At 39.5% G+C, this 3,154-nt stretch carries 4 protein-coding genes; 1 reads left to right on the top strand and 3 read right to left on the bottom strand.

The genetic code is table 11. The features are described from left to right. Positions 1 to 1,230 (top strand): aldehyde dehydrogenase family protein (locus M0Q17_RS11040; protein WP_295086815.1); only part of this gene is annotated, 1,230 nt, incomplete at its 5' end. Here M0Q17_RS11040 and M0Q17_RS11035 read toward each other — a convergent pair. The 3 genes from M0Q17_RS11035 to M0Q17_RS11025 all read right to left on the bottom strand — a co-directional run. Beyond that, positions 1,227 to 1,571, bottom strand: coding sequence for a translation initiation factor (locus tag M0Q17_RS11035; RefSeq protein WP_295086813.1), 345 nt, complete (start codon positions 1,569 to 1,571; stop codon positions 1,227 to 1,229). The genes M0Q17_RS11040 and M0Q17_RS11035 overlap by 4 nt on opposite strands. Continuing rightward, complete coding sequence (locus tag M0Q17_RS11030) at positions 1,568 to 2,404, bottom strand: DUF5718 family protein (protein ID WP_295086811.1); 837 nt, start codon at positions 2,402 to 2,404, stop codon at positions 1,568 to 1,570. Before M0Q17_RS11030 ends, M0Q17_RS11035 begins: the two co-directional genes overlap by 4 nt. Further along, positions 2,394 to 3,154: ATP-binding cassette domain-containing protein (locus M0Q17_RS11025; RefSeq protein ID WP_295086809.1), on the bottom strand; the 761-nt coding region annotated here is incomplete at its 5' end. The genes M0Q17_RS11030 and M0Q17_RS11025, both read right to left, overlap by 11 nt.

Genomic DNA, 3,154 nt, shown 5'->3' with positions numbered 1-3,154 from the left:
AATGTTGTGGCTTCTGCCTTTAATAACTCAGGGCAGAAATGTTCTGCAACATCACTGCTTGTTTTAGAAGAGGAGGTATACAAGGATGAAAATTTTAAAAGAATGCTTTTGGATGCAACATCTTCTCTTGAGGTGGGTTCAGTTTGGGATTTTAAAAATAGAATCGGAGCGCTTAGCTCAAAACCCTCCGGCAATCTTCAAAAAGCTCTAAATTACCTTGATAACGAAGAAGAGTGGCTCGTTAAACCCTCCTATGCGGATAATGACAATCCGTACATGTTAAAACCGTCCATTAGATGGGGAACAAAAATCGGTAACTTTTGCCATATGAATGAGCTTTTTGGACCTGTACTGAGCGTGATGTGCGCAAAAGATTTGGAGGATGCTATTAATATTGTAAACTCAACAGGATATGGGCTTACCTCGGGCATAGAGAGTCTTGATGAGAGAGAGCAGGAGATTTGGAGAAACTCCCTAAAAGCTGGAAATCTATATATCAACCGCGGCACAACAGGCGCAATTGTCATAAGACAGCCTTTTGGCGGAATGGGCAAATCCGCAATAGGAAGCGGCAAAAAAGCGGGCGGATTTAATTATGTAACGCAGTTTATGAATATAAGTGCGGGTGAGGTAGCGTTTAAAGATACAGATGAGTTCTCCTCTCATAGAGCTTTTGCAGAGGAGATTGCAAAGGCTTCGGCAATAGTAAAAGATTTTGTACAGTGGCACAGAAGGGAGTTTAGCCAAGAGCATGACTGGGCAAAGATTAGAGGAGAGAGCAATATCTCACGATATTTGGGGGTTAAGAGTGTTCTTTTGAGATGCGAAAATAGCGATAGTCTCCATGAGATACTTGCATCAATATCCGCTGCAAAAATCGCCGGGGCTGAACTTCATATCTCACTTCCTAAAAAAATAAAGAGCGAGGAGTTAGCTTGGCTTATAAATAACTCTAGAAATATTTTGCTAAAAGAGGATGTTTTGGAGCTTCAAAGCGAGGATGAGTTAATCGAGTCAATGAAAAAGGCTCAAAGAATTAGATTTTTAAATCCAAAAAATGTAACAAAAACTATCTATAATGCTCTAAAAGATGAGGCTAAACATATAGCTAGCGAGCCTTTTGTATCTCATGGCAGGATAGAGATGCTGCACTACTTTATAGAGCAGAGTGTAACAAACTCATACCACAGATATGGAAATTTAGGCATCAGGGGTTTAAAAGAGAGCTAGTGCCCTTGTCTAAATCTAAAGCCACTCTCAATAAGAGATGCTCTTAGTTTATCTTTGAGCTCCCCTTGAAACTCCATCCAGCCATCTTTTAACGTGCCGCCGCAGCCTAATCTTTTTTTGAGTGCTTTTAGTATAGCTTCAGAATCATTGTGCTCTAGTTGAAACTCCCCGACAAGGGTAACAATCTTGCCGCGGCGCTTCTCTTTTTTAAATATTAAAAAGTGTTTAGAGGGTTCTTGTATCTCATTTGCAACTGCTGTTTTTCTAGGTGATTTGATTTCTGCCCAGCCATCTTCTATCTCTGCACCGATAAAGAGGTCAAGTTTTTTTCCTCTGCTCATGAGATGACTGTTTGCCTCAAGATGCTTATCTCTGCACTGTTTAATGTGTCATTTTTTATCTTCTGTAAAATCTCTTTATAAGATAAAGTTTTGTTGTTATAAAGTATTACAAAAACTTCATCGCCCTCTTTTAAAAAGGTGCTCTCCCCATAAGAGGTGTACCTTGTCGCGCCTATGCTAATTACTGCATCAGTTGGATATTTGCATGCCCTTATGTACTCACAAAGGGGTTCAAGTGGACCAAAGTTCTCTTGAGTATTTATCTGCTTAATCATCCAATCAAGCAGTTTCTCATAAAAGTAGCTATAACCGCTTAGCTCAACATCCTCTCCATATGCATGAACTTGTGCGTCTCTTTTTAGAAAACTGCAAATGGAGTAGTTGTCCATAATAGAGCCATCACTAAAGCTATCTATGTTAATTAGGTCCTCACTTAAACCCTTAGAGTCGGCTCCCCAGTTCTTCTTATCGCTGATTTTGCTTGCACCTGCGACTCTTATGGAGCAGTCGTTATACGCCCCAAAATGAGTAGGAGTAATTTTAGATAGTTTGTTATTTTCATATTCAAGTCTGCAGATAAGAGCGACTTCAGGTTCAGCTTGAATATTTACGTTCTCTTTTGGATGTTTGATAGTAGAACTAGATAGAGGATATGTGTTTAAGATAGCTTTTGCCTCTTTTACATGTAGAGGCAGGTAAAAAGGAAACATCCCTTTAGGCGCTGCTTCATCTGCAGTAATTACATCTTTAAAATCTTCAAGTTCGCCGGCTTGAGCTAAATGAAGCGCAAAGTTACCGGCAATACCAAGACCTAAAAAACTTTTATATTTCACCTTTTTCCTTAGCCTCTGCAAACTCCTCATAACTTCCTTTAAAGTCAACATAACTTCCATCTTCTCTTAGCTCAATTATGCGATTTGCAAAAGCGTCTAAAAGCTCACGGTCATGTGAAACACATATAACGTTGCCTTTAAAGTTATAAAGAGCTTCGCCGAGTGCTACGATTGCTTCTAAGTCAAGGTGGTTTGAGGGCTCATCTAAAACCAAAAAGTTTCCGCCCTCAAGCATCATTTTACTAAGCATCATTCTATGCTTTTCTCCACCTGAGATGCTCACAACGGATTTCTCCTGCTGCTCGCCTGAAAAAAGCATTCTTCCTAAGCAGTTTCTAATCTCTGCAATATCGCGTTTTGGGTCAAATCCTCTTAGCCAATCATACAGAGTTCCATCGCCTTTGATGATATCTGCTGTATCTTGAGGAAAGTAACTACTCTCAATAGTCGCTCCCCAGTGAATTTCTCCGCTAGTAGGCTTTATATCTTCCATGATTATCTTTAAAAGAGTCGTTTTACCGGCACCGTTTGGACCGATAAGTGCGACTTTTTCATCTGGTTCAAATTTTAAAGTTATATCTTTTAAGACTTCATTTTTACCATAAGAGTGGTTTATATTAATCAGGTTTAAAGCCTCGTCGCCCATAACTCTTTTTGCTTTAAAAACAATACTCGGGTCACGGCGAGAAGAGGGTTTTATATCATCGATAACAAGCTTATCAAGTTTTTTCTGTCTTGAAGTTGCCTGCT

Source organism: Sulfurimonas sp. (assembly GCF_023229105.1).
Taxonomy (GTDB): Bacteria; Campylobacterota; Campylobacteria; order Campylobacterales; family Sulfurimonadaceae; genus Sulfurimonas.
The sequence above is the reverse complement of the archived record's forward strand: the minus strand, read 5'-3'. Positions and strand labels throughout refer to the sequence as shown.